The organism is Pseudomonas sp. 3HC3 (genome assembly GCF_044904505.1).
GTDB classification, from domain to species: domain Bacteria; phylum Pseudomonadota; class Gammaproteobacteria; order Pseudomonadales; family Pseudomonadaceae; genus Aquipseudomonas; species Aquipseudomonas putida_Y.
Map to the genome: position 1 here is coordinate 89,748 of NZ_JADDRH010000009.1, position 18,736 is coordinate 108,483.

Sequence of the window (18,736 nt, forward strand, 5' to 3'; positions counted from 1 at the left end):
GCATTCGCGGGTAAACCCGCTCCTACAGGGGGCCGCGTAACCTGTGGTCGAATGGGCACTTTTCCCACAATGGGGTAAACTGCCGCGTCTTCACACACCTATAACGACTCGCCTGATGCCCACGACGTTTCAAGAGATCCCCCGCGAACGCCCGGTCACGCCGTTGCTCGACCGCGCTGACACGCCTGCCGGCTTGCGTCGGTTGGCCGAAGCCGACCTGGAGACGCTGGCCGACGAACTGCGCCAGGAACTGCTCTACACCGTCGGGCAGACCGGTGGGCATTTTGGTGCCGGCCTGGGCGTGATCGAGCTGACCATCGCCCTGCACTACGTGTTCGACACCCCGGACGACCGGCTGGTGTGGGACGTGGGGCACCAGGCCTACCCGCACAAGATCCTCACCGGGCGCCGTAACCGCATGCTCAGCCTGCGCCAGAAGGACGGCATCGCGGCCTTCCCGCGCCGCAGCGAAAGCGAGTACGATACCTTTGGCGTTGGCCACTCCAGCACCTCGATCAGCGCCGCGCTGGGCATGGCCATTGCTGCCCGCCTGCAGAACAGCGCGCGCAAGTCGATCGCGGTGATCGGTGATGGCGCGCTGACCGCCGGCATGGCATTCGAGGCGTTGAACCACGCCCAGGAAGTCAATGCCGACATGCTGGTGATCCTCAACGACAATGACATGTCGATTTCGCGCAACGTCGGCGGCCTGTCCAACTACCTGGCCAAGATCCTCTCCAGCCGCACCTACGCGAGCATGCGCGAAGGCAGCAAGAAAGTGCTGTCGCGACTGCCAGGTGCCTGGGAAATCGCCCGTCGCACCGAGGAATACGCCAAGGGCATGCTGGTGCCAGGCACGCTGTTCGAAGAGCTGGGCTGGAACTACATCGGCCCGATCGACGGCCACGACCTGCCCACCATGATTGCCACCCTGCGCAACATGCGTGATCTGAAGGGCCCGCAGTTCCTGCATGTGGTCACCAAGAAGGGCAAAGGCTTCGCCCCTGCCGAGATCGACCCGATCGGCTACCACGCCATCACCAAGCTGGAGCCGGCCGACAAGCCCGCCGCGCCGAAGAAAGCCAGCGGCCCGAAGTATTCCGCGGTGTTCGGCCAGTGGCTGTGCGACATGGCCGCCGCCGACAACCGCCTGGTGGGCATTACCCCAGCGATGAAGGAAGGCTCGGACCTGGTCGACTTCAGCGAGCGCTACCCTGAGCGCTACTTCGACGTTGCGATCGCAGAGCAACATGCCGTGACCTTGGCGGCCGGCATGGCCTGCGAGGGCAGCAAGCCGGTGGTGGCGATTTACTCCACCTTCCTACAGCGTGCCTACGACCAGCTGATCCACGACGTGGCGGTGCAGAACCTCGACGTGCTGTTCGCCATCGACCGTGCCGGCCTGGTCGGCGAGGATGGCCCGACCCACGCCGGCAGCTACGATCTGTCGTACCTGCGCTGCATCCCGGGCATGCTGGTGATGACCCCCAGCGACGAGAACGAGCTGCGCAAGATGCTCAGCACCGGCCACCTGTACAACGGCCCGGCAGCTGTAAGGTACCCGCGTGGTACCGGCCCGAATGCGCCGATCAGCGGTGACCTGCAACCACTGGAGATCGGCAAGGGTGTGGTCCGCCGCCAGGGCGAGAAAGTGGCCCTGCTGGTGTTCGGCGTACAACTGGCCGAGGCCATGCAAGTGGCCGAACAGATCAACGCCACAGTGGTCGACATGCGCTTCGTCAAGCCGCTGGACGAGGCACTGGTGCTGGAGCTGGCAGGCAGCCATGAGCTGCTGGTAACCATCGAAGAAAACGCCATCATGGGTGGCGCGGGCGCTGCTGTGGGTGAGTTCCTTGCCAGCCAGGCAGTGCTCAAGCCGCTTCTGCACCTGGGGCTGCCGGATATCTATGTCGAGCATGCCAAGCCTGCGCAAATGCTGGCTGAGTGCGGGCTGGATGCGGCCGGGATCGAGGCCTCGGTGAAGGCCCGCATGGCCAGGCTCGGCCTCTAGGGCTCTTTCGCGGGTGACCCGCTCCTACAGGGACTGCACAGTGCTCAAGATCTGTGGAAGTCCTGTGGGTGCGGGTTGACCCGCGAATGCTTTGGAACTGCCCATGAAGAAGTCTGCCTGCGCCGCAATTCTCTGCGCTCCAACATTCCTTCTGGCCGCTGAACGCGACGACGCCCTCAAGCTCCCCGACGTGCTGATCAGCGCCAGCCGCCAGGTCGAGTCGCGTACCGCCACCAGTGCTGCAAACACGGTGTTCACCCGCACCGACATTGACCGCCTGCAACCCACCAGCGTCACCGAGCTGCTCTCCCGCGTACCGGGCGTGCAAGTGGCACCTACCGGTGGCCGTGGCAGCCTGCCTGGCATCTTTATCCGTGGCACCAAAGCGGCGCAAAGCCTGGTGCTGGTCGATGGCGTACGCATCGCCAATGCCACTTCGGGCGACAGCGGCCTGCAGTTTCTGGACGTCGACCAGATCGAGCGGGTTGAAGTGCTGCGTGGCTCGCGCTCGGCGGTGTACGGCAGCGATGCCATTGGTGGGGTGATCCAGATATTCACCCGACGCAGCAATGGCCCCGGTCTGCAGCCACGCCTGCGCATGGCCGCCGGCAGCAACCAGACATTCCAACGCAGCCTGGGGCTTTCTGGTGGCAACGACACAACTCGCTTCAACCTTGGCGCCAGCCTGGATGAAACAACCGGCATCGACTCGACCGGGCCGTCCTTCGCCAGCGATGGTGACCACGACGCCTACCGCAACAAGGCGTTGAACCTGAGCCTGAGCCACACCTTCGGTGAGCGCGTCGAAGCCGGCCTGAACCTGCTCGACAGCCGTGGTCGCAGCGAGTACGACAATCCGTTCGGAGGCTTCGACCCGGTCACCTTCGAAAGCTTCGGTCAACAACCCTACACCGACTTCAGCGTCAGCAGCCTGGGCAGCTACGTTGACGTTCAGGTCACCGAAACCTGGCACTCACGCCTTGAACTGGCACATAGCGAAAACCGGGACGACAAACGCGACAAGCTCAGCGCTGAGCGCTTCGTGTTCAACACCTACCGCGATCAGGCTACCTGGCAGAACGACTTGGCCTTTGGCGAACAGAACACCGTACTGATCGGTGGCGACTGGTACGAAGACCGCGTACACGGCAGTACCGATTTCACTGAGGACAGCCGCTGGAACCGTGCCGTGTTCGCCCAGCACCGCTATCAGGGCGAGCAGTTCTCCACTGAGCTGGGCGTGCGCCATGACCGCAACCAGCAGTTTGGTGGCCAGACCACCTGGAGCGGCAGCCTGACCGTACCGCTGAACGCGCACAACGATGTGCTGCTTTCCTACAGTGAAGGCTTCCGTGCGCCAACATTCAACGACCTGTATTACCCACAGTTCAGCAACCCGAACCTGGACCCAGAGCACTCCAGAAGCTACGAGCTGCAATGGCGCAGCCAGCTGACTGCAGAGAGCCGGCTGGAGACTTCGCTGTACCGCACCGACCTGCGGGACGCGATCATCTTTGGCCAGGACTCGATACCCCGAAACGTCGCCTCAGCACGAATCAATGGCGTGGAAATGGCGCTGGCGCAGCAATGGGGCGCCTGGCACAGCCAGCTTGGCCTGGCGCTGATCGACCCACGCGACCGCGACACTGGCCACACCCTCGCCCGCCGCGCCCGCCGCACCATGAGCCTGGACCTGGACCGTGAGTTCGGGCGTTTCAGCGTGGGTGCCAGCTGGCAGGCGGTCAGCAGCAGTTATGATGATGAGGCCAACCGTAACCGTATCGGTGGCTATGGCCTGCTGGGATTGCGCGGCAGTTGGGCGGCTAGCGACGAACTGAAACTCGAAGCCAAGCTGGATAACCTGCTGGACCGCAGCTACAGCCGCGCCCTTTACAGCTACGAGGGTGCGTATCACCCTTACCGCGAAGAGGGCCGCACTGTGCTCTTCAGCATCACCTGGACACCGGCGCTTTAGCGTCCAGCAACGCACACAAGCGGGCGGTGGCTTCGATCATCTGCCCGCTGGGGCGCTCCAGCCCCTTGTCCGGCACCACCAGCAGGCGACCATCAGCAACCGCTCGAATCTGCGGCCAGGCCTTCCAGCTTGCCAGTTGCGCCTCATCGGCTGCCAGGATGACCTGCGGATTACGCAGCAGCACGGACTCCACATTCACCTGTGGCGCCGGCTGGCCAAGGTCGGCGAACACATTGCGCGCCCCGCACACGGCCAGGGCGTCGGTCACCACCTGGCGGCCACCGAGCGTGTACAACGGCCGATCCCAGACTTGATAGAACACCTGCAAGGGTTCGTCACGCCGATACTGCTGGCGCAGCTGCTGCAGCCGCTCACGGAGGGCTCGCGCGTATGAGTGGCCTTGCTCGGCACGCCCGATACGCCCGGCAATGGCCTCGATCTGCTCGATCAGCTGGCTGATGTCGTGGGGTTCGGCGCTGAAGGTGGCGATACCCAGGTGCTTGAGCTGGTCGCGCTGGGCCGGTGGCACACTGCCTGGCCACAGCAGCAACAGGTCAGGGCGCAGGCTGAGCAGGCGCTCCATGTTCAGTTGCCCCTGGCGCCCGACCGAAGGCAAGTGGCGCAGCGCAGCCGGCCGTTCGCCGCCATCGAGCACGCCCACCAGCAGGTCGTCGGCCTGCAGCTCAAGCATGATCTCGCTCATTGAAGGGGCCAGACTGACAACACGCAGCGGTTCTGCAGCCAGCACGGTACAGGCGAAAAACGCCAGTAGGCCAGGTAGCAGTCGCATCAGCCTAACTGACGCGGAATACGATAGAGGTACAGCACTACAACCGTCGACAGTGCGAGCAGAATCTGCGGCACAGCCTCCAGGCCGACCAGCACCGACAGTGCGGCGACCCAAGCCGGAAAGCAGGCATACAGCATGGCCATGCGCCGTACCCGCGCCAGTTCGATCCAGGCAGTGGGTTCTTCGCCCGTGCCAAGCACCTTGGAGGTGGCAATAAGTGCGCGCTTGTAGGCGCCGAAGCGCGGCAGGCTGAGGAACATGGTGGCCGCACCGGCAATGAACAGTGGCATGGCCAGCACCGGGATCAGCGCATCGCCTCCCCCAAAGGCCCAAGCCATGACGGGCAGCGGCACCAGGCCAACCGCCAGGTACTGCCACCAGGCCAGCGCCAGGCGCCGCTTGACCTCGGCGCGGGTCACGCCTGGGGCACCTCGCCCTGGTGTTCGTTGCCCAGCATGTGCCCCAACTTGCCGGCCTTGGTCGCCAGGTAGTAGCGGTTGTGCGGGTTATGCCCGGTGTGCAGCGGCACACGCTCGGCAACCACGATGTTCATATCGGTCAGGGCCTTGACCTTGCGCGGATTGTTGGTCATCAGGCGCAGCGACTTCACGCCCAGGTGCTCGAGCATCGGCAGGCATATGGCGTAGTCACGCTGGTCGGCAGCAAAGCCCAGGCGCTCGTTGGCCTCTACGGTGTCGGCGCCGCCATCCTGTAGTTCGTAGGCGCGGATCTTGTTCAGCAGGCCGATGCCACGGCCTTCCTGACGCAGGTACAACAGCACCCCACGGCCTTCGCGGGCGATGGCCTGCAGCGCGGCTTCCAACTGCGAGCCGCAGTCGCAGCGCTGGCTGAACAGTGCATCGCCGGTCAGGCACTCGGAATGCAGGCGCCCCAATACCGGCTGGCCGTCCGCGATATCACCCAGGCTGAGCACCACATGCTCACGGCCTGTGGCTTCGTCGAGGAAACCATGCATGGTGAAGGTCGCGAAGGGCGTCGGGAGTTTAGAGGCGGCAACAAAGACGACGGGCACGTTGTGCTCCTGGAATAAGTAGGAAATTTCTCGTGGGCCGATTGTATCAGCAGGTTGGGGGATGTGGGCTGGCTGTATACAGTGGGTTAAGATCGAAAAGTTCGATACTTATTAAAAGCCATCCCTCAATCACCAGCCCGCCGCCACAGCGGACCGCGCTATACCTTGATGTATTCAGTCTCAGTGCGGGCGACTATCCGCATTGAATGGATAGGGCTGTTTCCAGTGCTCGAAAATCGGCTTCAGCTCGCCGCTACGTACCAGCTCTTTCATGCGCTTGTCGAACAGGTCGCGCAGGGCCTTGGCTTGGTCGTTACGGGCAAAGGCCAGGTACAACGGCAACTCGGCCACATGGGTACGGCGGAAGCGCTCGGGCTGGGAGGCTTGCCCGAGCACGTAGTCGACCTCGGTCAGTGCATCGATGTAGTAGTCCACCCGGTCATGATCGAGCATTGGCAAAATGCCCTCGCGACGCTGGATTTCGCGGAACTCGTGCACATTGGGCAAGTAGCTGCCGTAATCGTAACCACGCACCCAGGCCAACCGGTACTTGCCGATGGTCTCCAGGGTAGGCGCAGGTTTGCTGGCCAGCCCAAGGGCATAGATATGGTCCATATCGAAGTGCCAGCGCGGGTACAGATTGTAGTCATTCTCTTCCTTGTACGAGCCAACCCAGGCGTCAGCCTCGCCGCGCTTGACCAGGCCAACCGCCCGGCTGTAGGGCGCGCTCTGGGTAACCACCTTGACCCCGGCCGGCTCGAACACTTTGCGCAGCACATCCCAGGCTACCCCGGTACCGTCGGCGTTGGTGTAGTCGAGCCACTCCTCGCTAACCAGATGGATCTGTTTCGGCACGCCCTCGGCAGCCATTACCCACGGGGCAACACTCAGCAGCATTGCCAGCAGCACAGTCCTTATGGCCATTCACGCGCCCCCTGTTTCAGGCAACCGCCCACACCAGAACCTGCATGCCCAGCCAAGCAAACACGCCGGCCAGGATATCGTCGAGCATGATGCCGACGCCCCCGTGCACATGGCGGTCGATCCAGCGAATCGGCCACGGCTTGAGGATGTCGAAGAAGCGGAACAGCAGGAACCCTGCCAACAGCCACTGCCAGCCCTCCGGCACCAGCCAGAGGGTGATCCACATGCCGACAATCTCGTCCCAGACAATGCCTTCATGGTCGTGTACGCGCAAGTCATTGGCAACTTTGCCACACAACCAGAAGCCAAACAGCATGCTCACGCCGAGCAACAACCAGTAACCCCAGTCGGGCAGCATCTGCCACAGCGGGATGAACGGTATGGCCACCAGCGAACCCCAGGTACCCGGCGCCTTGGGCAAGGTGCCAGAACCAAAGCCAAAAGCGATGAAGTGCCACGGGTTGCGCCAGACCGAAGGCGGAACGAACTCCGCAGGCACCTGATTGGGGTGATCGGTCACGGTATCTCCCTGAAGTGTTGATAGCCCCGCTGAACGGGGGTGATGTCCTGGCCCTGCGCGTCGCGCAAGGTCACGCCTTGCCCTTCGAGCACACGGCCGACGGTATGCACTTCGATAAAATCGAAGGCTGCCAAGGGCGCCAGCGCCTCGGGTGGCAAGGTGAAGGCCAGTACGTAGTCGTCGCCACCGGTAAGCGCCGCCTTCACCGCTGCTTCCCGGCCGAGGAAGGCCTCCAGAGCAGGAGACACTGGCACTTGCGCCAGGTTCACCTCCAACGCGACACCGGATGCCTTGGCAATATGCCCACAGTCGGCGAGCAGCCCGTCGGAGATGTCCAGCGCCGCCGTGGCCCGGCCACGCAGCAGGGCACCGAGTGTGAGCTGCGGCATCGGTGACCAATAATGGGCCAGCAGCGGTTCGGCCTGCGCGGCAGGCGCCTCGCGCTCACCCAGCACCAGCGGCAATGCACCGGCGGCCTTGCCCAGCGAACCACCGACACACAACAGGTCACCCGGCCTTGCACCGCTGCGGCGCAAGGCCTGGCCAGCCGGCACGCGGCCGAACACGGTGACGGTGATACTCAGCGGGCCGCGCGTAGTGTCACCACCGATCAGGCTCATGCGGCAACGGTGGGCCATGCGACCAAGGCCGTCGGCATAGGCCGCCAGCCAGTCCGGGCCAACATCAGGCAGGGTCAGTGCGAGGGTGAAGCCGATTGCAGTCGCGCCCATGGCTGCCAGGTCACTGGCCGCCACAGCCAACGAACGCTGGCCAAGCAGCAACGGATCGCAAACAGCAGGAAAGTGCACCCCGGCGACCAGGGTATCGGTCGACACCGCCAGTTGCTCACCGGGGGGAAGGTCTAGCAGGGCGCAGTCGTCGCCGATACCCAGCGCCACGCCCTCGCCGCCCTGCGCACAGGGCGCAGCGGCGAAGTAATGGTTGATCAGCTCGAACTCACCCATGGCCAGGCAGCGCCAGGATCAGCGCTTGTTCGCCTTGACTTCTGCTTCACGCAGCGCCGGAGCGAGCTTGTCCAGTACGCCGTTGACGAACTTGTGGCCGTCAGTGGCACCGAAGACCTTGGCCAGTTCCACACCTTCGTTGATCACGACGCGGTACGGCACGTCGACGCGCTTGATCAGCTCCCAGGTGGACAGGCGCAGCACGGCCAGCTCGACCGGGTCGAGCTCTTCCAGTGCGATGGTCATGCAAGGCACCAGCGCCTTGTCGATTTCGCCCTTGATTGCCGGGACCCCATGCAGGATCTCGCGGAAATAGGCACCGTCGACATCGGTGAAATCGTTATCCACCCGGAACTGCGCTTCGATCTCGTTCAGCGAATGCTGGGCCATGTGCCACTGGTAGAGGGCCTGGGTCGCGAGCTTGCGGGCTTCGCGGCGCTTGGCGCTCTTCGAGGGCTTGCCGGCATCCGCAGGTTTTGGATCGCGCGGGTTGAAACGATCGCTTTCGTCGCTAATCACTTGGCCTCCAACTGCGCCAGCAGGCTGACCATTTCCAGTGCGGACAGGGCAGCTTCAGCACCTTTGTTGCCGGCTTTGGTGCCAGAACGCTCGATGGCTTGCTCGATGGAGTCGACGGTCAGTACGCCGAAGGCCACCGGAACACCGAACTCCATGGACACTTGGGCCAGGCCCTTGGTGCATTCGCCCGCCACGTATTCGAAATGCGGGGTACCGCCACGGATCACGGCGCCCAGGGCGATGATCGCGTCGTAGGCGCCTTGCTGGGCGACCTTCTGTGCCACCAGCGGGATCTCGAATGCACCCGGGGCACGGATGATGGTGATGTCGCTTTCGCTGACACCATGGCGTACCAGGGCGTCAACGGCACCGCTTACCAGGCTTTCGACAACGAAGCTGTTGAAGCGGCCAACCACCAAAGCATAGCGACCTTTGGGGGCGATGAAGGTACCTTCGATGGTCTTCAGGGTCATTCCGATATTCTCATCTTCAAGAGCGAGGCCGCATACAAGCGGCCTCGACAGGGGTCTGGACTCGAGCAGAGGGCGTCAATGCCGCCTCAAGTCACTCGGAGGGCACGTATTCTACAACTTCCAGATCGAATCCGGATATCGCGTTGAACTTCATAGGCGAACTCATCAGGCGCATCTTGCGCACGCCGAGGTCGCGCAGGATCTGCGAACCGGCCCCCACAGTGCTGTAGGTGGTCGGTGCCTTGGTCGGCGCATCGCCCGCACTTTCGCGGATGTGCGCCAGCAGCACATCGCCGTCCAGCGGATGGCCCAGCAGCAAGACCACACCGCTGCCGGCCTCGGCCACGGCGGCCATGGCCGCGCGCAGGCTCCAGCGGCCTGGCTGCTTGACCAGCAGCAGGTCACGCAGTGGGTCCATATTGTGTACCCGTACCAAGGTCGGCTCTTCGGCGCAGATCTTGCCCAGGGTCAAGGCCATGTGCACGTCGCCTTCGACCGCGTCACGGTAGGTGACCAGGTTGAACTCACCCAGCTCGCTCTCCACCGATTGCTCGGAGACACGCTGCACGGTGCGCTCGTGGATCATGCGGTAGTGGATCAGGTCGGCGATGGTGCCGATCTTCAGGCCGTGCTCGGCGGCGAACACTTCCAGTTCGGCGCGGCGCGACATGGTGCCGTCGTCGTTCATCACTTCGCAGATCACACCGCTTGGCTCGAAACCGGCCATGCGCGCCAGGTCACAGGCGGCTTCAGTGTGGCCGGCGCGGGCCAGCGTACCGCCTGGCTGGGCCATCAGCGGGAAGATGTGACCTGGGCTGACGATGTCTTCGGCCTTGGCGTCCTTGGCAGCAGCAGCCTGCACAGTGCGTGCGCGGTCGGCGGCGGAAATACCGGTGGTGACGCCTTCGGCGGCTTCGATCGACACGGTGAACTTGGTGCCGAAGCCAGAGCCGTTGCGCGGTGCCATCAGCGGCAGCTTCAGCGTTTCGCAACGCTCGCGGGTCATCGGCATGCAGATCAGGCCACGGGCGTGCTTGGCCATGAAGTTGATGTGCTCGGGCAGGCAGCATTCGGCTGCCATGATGATGTCGCCTTCGTTCTCGCGGTCTTCGTCATCCATCAGGATGACCATTTTGCCCTGGCGGATGTCTTCGACCAGTTCTTCGATGCTGTTGAGCGCCACGCGGCACCCCCTTCTCAATCAGGATTTCAAGAAGCCATTGGCGGCCAGGAAGCTTTCGGTAATGCCACTGCCCTTGCTCGGTTCGGCGGCCTTGTCACCCAGTAGCAAGCGCTCCAGGTAACGGGCCAGCAGGTCGACCTCAAGGTTTACCCGACGCCCTGCACGGTAATCGGCCATGATGGTTTCGGACAGAGTGTGCGGGACAATGGTCAGCTCGAACTCGGCGCCATTGACCTCGTTGACCGTCAGGCTGGTGCCGTCGACGGTGATCGAACCCTTGTGGGCGATGTACTTGGCCAGTTCCTTTGGTGCACGCACGCGGAACTGGATGGCGCGAGCGTTATCGCTGCGCGAAATGATTTCGCCGACCCCGTCGACGTGGCCGCTGACCAGGTGCCCGCCCAGGCGGGTGGTGGGCGTCAGGGCTTTCTCCAGGTTGACCTTGCTGCCACTCTTGAGATCGATGAAGGCGGTACGCTTGAGGGTTTCGACGCTGACATCGGCCCAGAAGCCGTCGCCCGGCAGCTCTACGGCCGTGAGGCAAACACCGTTGACGGCGATGCTGTCGCCGAGCTTGACGTCTCCCAGATCGAGCTTGCCGGTCTCTACGTAGACGCGCACGTCACCACCCTTGGGGGTCAGGCTGCGGATGGTGCCGATGGATTCGATGATGCCGGTGAACATGGGGTCTTCCTCAAAAACGGTTTGCGCGGGGCAAGCCCGGCATTATACGCCGGGCGCCGGCAGGGGGATGGCCGTGACCCGCCAGTCATCGCCCACTGCGCGCATTTCGGTAATTTTCAGCCGCGGCGCCTCGCTCATCTTTTCCAGTGGCCAGTCCAGTAATGGGCGGGCGTGGGAGCCGAGGAAGGTGCCGGCGACGAACAGCTGGAACTCATCGACCAGGCCCAGCCTGGCAAAGGCACCCACCAGGCCAGCACCAGCTTCCAGCAGGATTTCGTTTACGCCGCGGGCGGCCAGGGCCTGCAGCAGCGCCGCAAGGTCGACCTGGCCATTGTCGCCCGGCAAGCTGAGCAATTCGTGGCCGGCAGCGGCATAGCGCGGGTCATCTGCGACAGCAGTCACCACAAGAGCTGGACCGGCCTGGAAGAACGGCGCAGCCAGTGGCAGGCGCAGGCGGCCATCGATCAACACTCGCAATGGTGTGCGGCTGAGTGCCTGGGCGGTGGTTTCGGCATCCAGGCCCAGCTCGGCGCCACGCACGGTCATGCGTGCGTTATCGGCCAGTACACTGGCGGCGCTGGTCAGCACCACGCTGGAACGGGCGCGCAGGCGCTGTACCGCCGAGCGGGCGGCCGGGCCGGTGATCCACTGGCTTTCACCACTGGCCATGGCTGTGCGGCCATCCAGGCTCATGGCCAGCTTGGCGCGAACGAACGGCAGGCAGTGCTCCATGCGCTTGAGGAAGCCTGGGTTGAGGGCGCGGGCCTCGGCTTCGAGCACCCCGCTGGCCACTTCGATTCCGGCTTCGGCCAGGCGGCGCAGGCCCTGTCCCGCCACTTGCGGGTTAGGGTCCTGCATGGCGGCTACTACACGCGCCACGCCGGCCTTGACCAGCGCTTCGGCACACGGCGGCGTACGGCCATGGTGGCTGCATGGCTCCAGGGTGACGTAGGCACAAGCCCCGCGGGCAAGTTCACCCGCCTGACGCAGGGCATGCACTTCCGCATGCGGCTCGCCGGCGCGTACGTGCCAGCCTTCGCCAACCACCTCGCCATCACGCACGATCACGCAGCCTACCCGCGGGTTCGGGTGGGTGGTGTACAGGCCTTTGCGCGCCAGCTCCAGCGCGCGGGCCATGTAGTGGGCATCAAGGATGGCGGCTTGGCTGGGCATGTTCACTCTTTAGCTGGCTCACGGGCCAGGCGGTCGATTTCTTCGCGGAACTCGTCGAGGTCCTGGAAGCGCCGGTACACCGAGGCAAAGCGGATATAGGCCACTTCATCGAGTTTGCGCAGCTCGGCCATGACCATTTCACCGACCACCAGCGATTTGACTTCGCGTTCGCCAGTGGCTCGCAGCCGGCTCTTGATGTGCGCCAACGCAGCCTCCAGGCGCTCGACACTGACCGGACGCTTTTCCAGCGCCCGCTGCATGCCGGCGCGCAGCTTTTCTTCGTCGAAGGGCTGACGTGTGCCGTCCTGCTTGATCAGCCGGGGCAGCACCAGCTCGGCGGTTTCGAAGGTGGTGAAGCGCTCGCCGCAGGCCACGCATTCACGGCGGCGGCGCACCTGCTCGCCCTCTGCAACGAGGCGAGAGTCGATGACCTTGGTGTCGTTGGCACCGCAAAAGGGACAGTGCATGGTGGCAGGCAACAAAAAAAGGGAGGGCCATGGTAGCGCATTGCACTGGCAAGACAAGCCAAAGGGGTTAACATCCATGGGAAATATGCCCGTGAAGGACTCCCCCATGCACTACCGAGCGCTCGTCGTGCTGTGCTGCGCCGCTCTGCTTGCTGCCTGCGGCAGCGACAGGCCAAAGACCGACAACCCGGCGCCCACGCCAGCCCGCTCGGCCAAGGCCGAAGTACCGGGCCCGCTACCGGCCTACCAGCGCGAGCTGAGCGGCACCTTGCTGGAAGTCCCGGCGGGTGCCGAAGTGGAACTGGCCTTGCTGGTCATCGACGAACGCGACCGCCCGCAGCGCCTGCTGGCCAGCAGTAACCTGACCGGTACTGGCCAGGCACTGCCCTACCACCTGCGTTTCAACCCCGAAGCCTTCCCGCCTGGTGCCCGGGTCGAACTGCGTGGCCGCGCCAGCAACTCCGGCCAGCTGATCATGCACCTGCCCCCGGTGCGCATTACCCAGGCACAGACCCAGGCTACCGGCCCGTTGCGTTTCGAGAAGGCGCCTTAAGTGGCGCCGCTGGCCCTGCAACAGGCCCTCTGCGGCCTGATCGGTGAAGCGCGCCTGATCGTCAGCGAACTGCCCGATTGCGACCTGAAGCTATGGCTGATCGACGACCAGAACATGGATCGCGCCTTCAGCAGCGAAGAAACCCGGCGCATTCTCGAAGAGCCGCCCTATTGGAGCTTCTGTTGGGCCAGTGGGCTTGCAATGGCCCGCTACCTGGCCGAACGCCCGGAGTGGGTGGCGGGCAAGCGCGTGCTGGACTTTGGTGCCGGCTCTGGTATCGCCGGCATTGCTGCTGCACGCGCCGGTGCACTGGAAGTGATGGCCTGCGACCTCGACCCGCTGGCCCTTGATGCCTGCCGTGCGAATGCGGCACTGAACGGGGTGACACTAAGCTACAGCAGCGATTTCTTTGCCGAGGAAGACCGCTTCGACCTGATCCTGGTTGCCGATGTGCTGTACGACCGCGCCAACCTGCCGCTGCTGGATGCCTTCCTGAGCCGCGGTCGCCAGGCCCTGGTGGCCGACTCGCGGGTACGTGACTTTCGCCACCCGTTGTACCAGCAATTGGGCGTGCTCGAAGCACTGACCCTGCCGGACCTGGCCGAGCCACACGAATTCCGCCGGGTCAGCCTGTACCACGCCAGCCGCGACACCTTATAGTGTTGCCATACACGAGTTTGCGAGAGTCGCGATGACCCAAGACACGCCTTACATTTTCGACGCCACCGATACCAACTTCCAGCAACTGGTGATCGAGAACTCCTTCCACAAACCGGTGCTGGTGGACTTCTGGGCCGAGTGGTGCGCGCCGTGCAAGGCACTGATGCCATTGCTGGCAAAGATTGCCGAGGGTTACCAGGGCGAACTGCTGCTGGCCAAGATCAACTGCGACGTGGAGCAACAGGTGGTTGCCCAGTTCGGCATCCGTAGCCTGCCGACAGTGGTGCTGTTCAAGGACGGCCAGCCGGTAGACGGCTTTGCCGGGGCACAACCGGAATCGGCGATCCGCGCCATGCTCGAGCCGCATGTACAAATGCCAGCCGCGCCCACTGCCTCACCACTGGAGCAGGCAAAGGCGCTGTTTGCCGAAAGCCGTTTTGCCGAAACCGAAGCGCTGTTGCAGACGCTGCTGGGTGAGGACAACAGCAATGCCGAAGCGCTGATTCTGTATGCCCGCTGCCTGGCCGAGCGTGGCGAGTTGGGCGAAGCGCAAGTGGTGCTGGATGCGGTCAAGACTGACGAACACAAAGCTGCACTGGCCGGCGCCAAGGCCCAGCTGACCTTCCTGCGCCAGGCCGCCAGCCTGCCGGAAGTGGCTGACCTTAAAAGCCGCCTGGCGCAGAACCCGCAAGACGACGAGGCGGCTTATCAGCTGAGCATTCAGCAACTGGCGCGCCAGCAGTATGAGGCGGCGCTGGAAGGGCTGCTGAAGCTGTTCCAGCGTAACCGTGGCTACGAGAACGGGCTGCCGCAGAAAGCGCTGTTGCAGGTGTTCGAATTGCTGGGTGGCGATCACCCGCTGGTTGGTGTTTATCGTCGCAAGCTGTCGGCGGCAATGTTCTGAGTGACCTTGAAGCCTGCGCTGTACCTGTGGGAGCGGGCATGCCCGCGAAGAAGCCAACGCGGTGGATGGCACCGGCTCTGCCGGTGTTCGCGGGTAAACCCGCTCCTACAGGCGACCGCGCAGGCTTTGCTCCAACAGCGAAAACAGCGCTCACCCTAACCAGTGATAAACCGGCGCATCCACGCCACTCTCCACCTTGACCTCACTGCTGTGCCGCAAACGCACCAGCAGCCGTTTGCCCGCCGCCGTACTCCCGGCCAACCCTTCCAGCCGGTCCAGCAATTCCGGCCCGCTCATCTGTCCTGCCAGACGCAACACTTCACGCGCCGCAGCCCACTGAGCGTCATTCTGGCGCGGCCCGGCCACCGCAGCTGTCGCAGCCGCCTGGGCTACCACCGGCACCTCGGTCTGCCGCCCCAACTGCGCCCACTCTTCAGGCGTAAGCTCGATGGTCAGGTCCACCGGCCAGTCACCAATCTGTCCACGAATTCTCACGATGCTTTCCTTGAGCCCACGTCAATGTACCCATGCTACCGCAACATGAAACCTGTGCCACACAGACTGGCGGCAAGCAGAAAAGTTGTTATAACATAACCGAATCTTTCAGCCCGCTCCGGAGTCGTCCATGCGTCGCCTGCTGCTCGCCCTGCCCTTCGCCTTGCTGCCACTGGCCGTTGCCCATGCCCACGATGACCATGATCATGACCACGCCCACGGCTCGCTCGGCGCCCACGAGCATGGCGTGGCCAAGCTCAACGCGGTACTCGATGGCAATACCCTGGAACTGGAGCTGGACAGCCCGGCAATGAACCTGGTCGGCTTCGAGCATGCCGCCAGCAGCGATGCCGACAAGGCCAAAGTCGCCGCCGTGCGCCAGCAACTTGAACAACCACTGAAGCTGTTCGGCCTATCTGCTGCCGCGGACTGCAAGGAAGAGCAGCAGGCGCTGGAAAGCCCTCTGTTCGGTGACGCTTCGAAGGCCGACGACGATGGTGACGAGCACGAACATGAACATGAACATGAACACGGCCATCAGCACAGCGACATCGGCGCCCACTATCAGCTGACGTGCGCCAACCCCGACAAACTGACCCAGCTGGACCTGGCGCCGCTGTTCAAGGCCTTCCCCGCCACCCAGAAAATCAACGTGCAACTGATCGGCCCCAATGGCCAGAAAGGCGTGGAAACCACGCCGGCCAAGGCAGCGGTCGCCTTCTGAATGAACCAGCCGTTGATCGATCTGCATGACCTGGTGTTCGCCTGGCCAGGCCACCCGCCGCTGCTGGATATTCCGGCATTGCGCCTGGACGCTGGTGAAGCACTGTTTCTCAAAGGCCCTAGCGGCAGTGGCAAGACGACCTTGCTGGGCCTGCTGGGCGGGGTGAACGTGCCGGCTCAGGGCCGCATCCAGTTGCTCGGCCAGGATCTCGGCAGCCTGAGCCAGGGCGCCCGCGACCGCTTTCGGGTCGATCACACAGGGTACATATTCCAGCAGTTCAACCTGCTGCCGTTCCTCTCGGTACGTGAAAACGTCGAGCTGCCCTGCCGCTTCTCGCGCAGCCGCAAGGCACGCGCCGAGCAGCGCCATGGCAGTGTTGACCAGGCGGCCAGCACGCTGCTGACCCACCTGGGCCTAGGCGACCCTGCCATGCTTGCCCGCCGCGCCGACAGCCTGTCGATCGGCCAGCAGCAGCGGGTCGCAGCCGCCCGCGCACTGATCGGCCAGCCTGAGCTGGTGATTGCCGACGAACCGACCTCGGCTCTGGATGCAGACACCCGCGAAGCGTTCATCCGCCTGCTGTTCGATGAGTGCCGCGCCGCCGGCGCCAGCCTGCTGTTCGTCAGCCACGACCAGAGCCTGGCACCGCTGTTCGACCGTCACCTGTCGCTTGCTGAACTGAACCGTGCCGCCAAGCCCCGGGAGGCCTGATGTACCTGCTCCGCCTTGCCTTGGCCAGCCTGGCCAACCGCCGCTTCACCGCGTTTCTGACCGCCTTCGCCATTGCCCTGTCGGTGTGCCTGCTGCTGGCTGTTGAGCGGGTCCGTACCGAAGCCCGTGCCAGCTTCGCCAGCACCATCAGCGGCACCGACCTGATCGTCGGTGCACGCTCTGGCTCGGTAAACCTGCTGCTGTATTCGGTGTTCCGCATTGGCAACGCGACCAATAACATCCGCTGGGACAGCTTTCAGCACTATGCCCAGGACCCACGGGTGAAGTGGGCAATCCCGATCTCGCTGGGCGACTCGCACCGTGGCTACAGAGTGATGGGTACCACCACAGATTACTTCAGCCATTATCAGTACGGCCGCCGCCAGCATCTGGAACTGAGCCAGGGGCGTGAGTTTGCCAACGACCCCTTCGAGGTGGTGCTCGGCGCCGAAGTGGCCGAGGCATTGCACTACAAGCTGGGTGACAGGCTGGTGCTGGCCCACGGTGTGGCCGCAATCAGTCTGGTCAAGCACGACGACAAGCCGTTTACCGTGGTCGGCATACTCAAGCGCACCGGCACACCTGTCGACCGCACCTTGCATATCAGCCTGGGCGGCATGGAGGCGATCCATATCGACTGGCACAACGGCGTACCCGCCCGTGGCGCCGGGCGCATCAGCGCCGAGCAGGCCCGTACGATGGACCTGCAACCTGCTGCCATCACTGCATTCATGCTTGGCCTGAACAGCAAGATCGCAACCTTCAGTCTGCAGCGGGAAATCAACGAATACCGCAGCGAGCCGTTGCTGGCGATCCTGCCTGGGGTCGCCCTGCAAGAGCTGTGGAGCCTGATGGGCACCGCAGAGCAGGCATTGTTCGTGGTGTCACTGTTCGTGGTGCTGACCGGTTTGATCGGCATGCTCACGGCGATTCTCACCAGCCTCAACGAACGCCGCCGAGAAATGGCAATATTGCGTTCAGTCGGGGCCCGGCCTTGGCATATTGCAGGGTTGCTGGTACTGGAAGCACTGTCACTGGCGTCGGTCGGTATCGTGGCAGGGCTTGGCTTGCTATATGCGGGTATCGCCCTGGCACAGGGGTATGTGCAGGCCAACTATGGTTTGTATTTGCCACTGGCTCTGCCGAGTACTCATGAATGGACCTTGCTGGCTATCATCCTGGGGGCGGCGTTGCTGATGGGCAGCGTGCCGGCGTGGCGGGCCTACCGGCAGTCGCTGGCCGACGGCCTGTCCATCCACCTCTGAGTGCGCGTAATGATCAAACATCTCACCGCCTGCTTCGCGGGCACGCCCGCTCCCACAGGGAGCCCCGCAGGCTTCGGACCTTGTGCAGTACCTATGGGAACGGGCATGCCCGCGAAGAGGCCGGCAATGCAAATGCTGCTGGCCCTGCTGTTGCTGGTAGCGATGCCTCTATGGGCCGTCGAACCCAAGGAGCTGGACTGGCCCGCCCTGATCCCTGAAGGTGCACCGGTCATCCCGCCGCAACTCACCCCGCTGCACGACATGTCACAGCTCAGCAACGCCCTGTCTGCCGAATCCGCCCCACCCGCGCGCCAGCAGGCGCCCAATGCGCCAGTGGTAAAAAGCCTCGACGGCCAACAGGTCAAGCTCCCCGGCTACATCGTGCCACTGGAGGTCAGCGAAGAAGGCCGCACCACCGAATTCCTGCTGGTCCCTTACTACGGTGCGTGCATCCACGTGCCGCCGCCACCGCCGAACCAGATCGTGCATATCTTCAGCGAGATGGGCGTGCGCGTCGAAGACCTCTACCAGCCCTACTGGATCGAGGGAAAGATGCAGGTTAGAGCTTCCAGCAGCGAACTGGCCGACGCCGGTTACCAGATGGAAGCCGAGAAAATCTACGCTTATGAGCTGAGATGAGAACTGTTTCGAATTCGTGAAGACGCTTCGTTGAGCTGGGTCAAACTTTCCGTTTAACCAGCTCCGTA

22 protein-coding genes are annotated in these 18,736 nt (G+C 63.6%); 9 read left to right on the forward strand and 13 right to left on the reverse strand.

The window, feature by feature from the left end:
* Positions 1-115: 115 nt before the first annotated feature.
* Both dxs and INQ47_RS14660 read left to right on the forward strand, forming a co-directional pair.
* Entirely contained in the window at positions 116-2,011 is a 1,896-nt protein-coding gene (gene dxs / locus INQ47_RS14655) for a 1-deoxy-D-xylulose-5-phosphate synthase (protein WP_010951809.1), read from the forward strand.
* 103 nt (positions 2,012-2,114) lie between these two features.
* On the forward strand, positions 2,115-3,986 hold the full coding sequence (locus tag INQ47_RS14660; protein WP_404701987.1) for a TonB-dependent receptor domain-containing protein: 1,872 nt from the start codon (positions 2,115-2,117) through the stop codon (positions 3,984-3,986).
* Here the strand turns inward: INQ47_RS14660 and INQ47_RS14665 are convergent.
* The 12 genes from INQ47_RS14665 to nrdR form a co-directional block, all read right to left on the reverse strand.
* Positions 3,964-4,776, reverse strand: coding sequence for a cobalamin-binding protein (locus INQ47_RS14665; RefSeq protein WP_404701988.1), 813 nt, complete (start codon positions 4,774-4,776; stop codon positions 3,964-3,966). The genes INQ47_RS14660 and INQ47_RS14665 overlap by 23 nt on opposite strands.
* Positions 4,776-5,195: a hypothetical protein gene (locus tag INQ47_RS14670; RefSeq protein WP_021783934.1), complete on the reverse strand. Its 420-nt coding sequence runs from the start codon at positions 5,193-5,195 to the stop codon at positions 4,776-4,778. Before INQ47_RS14670 ends, INQ47_RS14665 begins: the two co-directional genes overlap by 1 nt.
* A complete protein-coding gene (gene ribA, locus INQ47_RS14675; RefSeq protein WP_003255389.1) occupies positions 5,192-5,809 on the reverse strand; it encodes a GTP cyclohydrolase II in 618 nt (205 codons plus the stop codon). The genes INQ47_RS14670 and ribA overlap by 4 nt, the downstream gene beginning before the upstream one ends.
* Positions 5,810-5,989: 180 nt before the next feature.
* Positions 5,990-6,733, reverse strand: coding sequence for an ABC transporter substrate-binding protein (locus INQ47_RS14680; RefSeq protein WP_021783933.1), 744 nt, complete (start codon positions 6,731-6,733; stop codon positions 5,990-5,992).
* 16 nt (positions 6,734-6,749) lie between these two features.
* Positions 6,750-7,253 carry a phosphatidylglycerophosphatase A gene (locus INQ47_RS14685; protein WP_028697792.1) on the reverse strand — a complete coding sequence of 168 codons (504 nt, stop codon included), beginning with the start codon at positions 7,251-7,253 and terminating at the stop codon, positions 6,750-6,752.
* Positions 7,250-8,218 carry a thiamine-phosphate kinase gene (gene thiL / locus INQ47_RS14690; RefSeq protein ID WP_028697793.1) on the reverse strand — a complete coding sequence of 323 codons (969 nt, stop codon included), beginning with the start codon at positions 8,216-8,218 and terminating at the stop codon, positions 7,250-7,252. The genes INQ47_RS14685 and thiL overlap by 4 nt, the downstream gene beginning before the upstream one ends.
* Positions 8,219-8,236: 18 nt before the next feature.
* Positions 8,237-8,737 (reverse strand): transcription antitermination factor NusB, encoded by a 501-nt coding sequence (nusB, locus tag INQ47_RS14695; protein ID WP_003255393.1) that lies wholly within the window; start codon positions 8,735-8,737, stop codon positions 8,237-8,239.
* A complete protein-coding gene (gene ribE / locus INQ47_RS14700; RefSeq protein WP_003255395.1) occupies positions 8,734-9,210 on the reverse strand; it encodes a 6,7-dimethyl-8-ribityllumazine synthase in 477 nt (158 codons plus the stop codon). The genes nusB and ribE overlap by 4 nt, the downstream gene beginning before the upstream one ends.
* 91 nt (positions 9,211-9,301) lie before the next feature.
* A complete protein-coding gene (ribBA, locus tag INQ47_RS14705; protein ID WP_021783930.1) occupies positions 9,302-10,393 on the reverse strand; it encodes a bifunctional 3,4-dihydroxy-2-butanone-4-phosphate synthase/GTP cyclohydrolase II in 1,092 nt (363 codons plus the stop codon).
* A gap of 18 nt (positions 10,394-10,411) precedes the next feature.
* Positions 10,412-11,077: a riboflavin synthase gene (locus INQ47_RS14710; RefSeq protein WP_003255399.1), complete on the reverse strand. Its 666-nt coding sequence runs from the start codon at positions 11,075-11,077 to the stop codon at positions 10,412-10,414.
* 42 nt (positions 11,078-11,119) lie between these two features.
* Positions 11,120-12,250, reverse strand: coding sequence for a bifunctional diaminohydroxyphosphoribosylaminopyrimidine deaminase/5-amino-6-(5-phosphoribosylamino)uracil reductase RibD (gene ribD / locus INQ47_RS14715; protein WP_404701989.1), 1,131 nt, complete (start codon positions 12,248-12,250; stop codon positions 11,120-11,122).
* A 2-nt stretch (positions 12,251-12,252) separates the two neighbouring features.
* A complete protein-coding gene (gene nrdR / locus INQ47_RS14720) occupies positions 12,253-12,717 on the reverse strand; it encodes a transcriptional regulator NrdR (protein ID WP_003255402.1) in 465 nt (154 codons plus the stop codon).
* Positions 12,718-12,823: 106 nt separating this feature from the next.
* Between nrdR and INQ47_RS14725 the strand changes: the two genes are divergently transcribed.
* From INQ47_RS14725 to trxA, 3 genes are read left to right on the forward strand one after another with little or no spacing between them, the layout of a single operon-like run.
* Positions 12,824-13,270 (forward strand): YbaY family lipoprotein, encoded by a 447-nt coding sequence (locus INQ47_RS14725; RefSeq protein WP_404701990.1) that lies wholly within the window; start codon positions 12,824-12,826, stop codon positions 13,268-13,270.
* Positions 13,271-13,930 carry a class I SAM-dependent methyltransferase gene (locus INQ47_RS14730; protein WP_404701991.1) on the forward strand — a complete coding sequence of 220 codons (660 nt, stop codon included), beginning with the start codon at positions 13,271-13,273 and terminating at the stop codon, positions 13,928-13,930.
* 31 nt (positions 13,931-13,961) lie between these two features.
* Positions 13,962-14,834 (forward strand): thioredoxin, encoded by an 873-nt coding sequence (gene trxA / locus INQ47_RS14735; RefSeq protein ID WP_404701992.1) that lies wholly within the window; start codon positions 13,962-13,964, stop codon positions 14,832-14,834.
* A gap of 150 nt (positions 14,835-14,984) precedes the next feature.
* Here trxA and INQ47_RS14740 read toward each other — a convergent pair whose 3' ends face one another.
* Complete coding sequence (locus INQ47_RS14740) at positions 14,985-15,329, reverse strand: hypothetical protein (protein ID WP_404701993.1); 345 nt, start codon at positions 15,327-15,329, stop codon at positions 14,985-14,987.
* Positions 15,330-15,459: 130 nt separating this feature from the next.
* Here INQ47_RS14740 and INQ47_RS14745 point away from each other — a divergent pair, with 130 nt between their 5' ends.
* The 4 genes from INQ47_RS14745 (at position 15,460) to INQ47_RS14760 (ending at position 18,668) form a co-directional block, all read left to right on the forward strand.
* A complete protein-coding gene (locus tag INQ47_RS14745) occupies positions 15,460-16,053 on the forward strand; it encodes a DUF2796 domain-containing protein (protein WP_404701994.1) in 594 nt (197 codons plus the stop codon).
* On the forward strand, positions 16,054-16,764 hold the full coding sequence (locus INQ47_RS14750; RefSeq protein WP_209968263.1) for an ABC transporter ATP-binding protein: 711 nt from the start codon (positions 16,054-16,056) through the stop codon (positions 16,762-16,764). It abuts the gene before it with no gap.
* On the forward strand, positions 16,764-18,029 hold the full coding sequence (locus INQ47_RS14755; protein ID WP_404701995.1) for an ABC transporter permease: 1,266 nt from the start codon (positions 16,764-16,766) through the stop codon (positions 18,027-18,029). Before INQ47_RS14750 ends, INQ47_RS14755 begins: the two co-directional genes overlap by 1 nt.
* Positions 18,030-18,155: 126 nt before the next feature.
* Complete coding sequence (locus tag INQ47_RS14760; protein WP_404701996.1) at positions 18,156-18,668, forward strand: DUF3299 domain-containing protein; 513 nt, start codon at positions 18,156-18,158, stop codon at positions 18,666-18,668.
* The last annotated feature ends 68 nt before the right edge of the window (positions 18,669-18,736 follow it).